1 protein-coding gene is annotated in these 279 nt (G+C 60.2%); it reads right to left on the reverse strand.

Annotated elements, in window-relative coordinates; genetic code table 11:
* The coding region (locus ACSIPU_RS31260) for an efflux RND transporter permease subunit (RefSeq protein WP_435322587.1) at positions 1 to 279 on the reverse strand (279 nt) is incomplete at both ends.

Genomic DNA, 279 nt, shown 5'->3' on the forward strand with positions numbered 1-279 from the left:
GACGAAGGTTTCGTAGCGGCTGGCGCTGCGGTTGAAGGTGCGGTTGAACCAGCCGAAGAAGCCTGTTCTTTCATGGGATTCACCTGGCTTAACCGGCTTAAGCAGCGTGGCGCAAAGGGCAGGGGTGAGGATCATGGCCACCAGCACCGAGAGGACCATCGCCGCGACGATAGTGATTGAGAACTGGCGATAGATGGCGCCGGTGGTGCCGCCGAAGAAGGCCATCGGCACAAATACCGCCGACAGAACCATCGCGATCCCTACCAGCGCGCCCTGAAT

It is taken from the genome of Klebsiella sp. HN106, from assembly GCF_051209435.1.
GTDB lineage: Bacteria > Pseudomonadota > Gammaproteobacteria > Enterobacterales > Enterobacteriaceae > Klebsiella > Klebsiella oxytoca.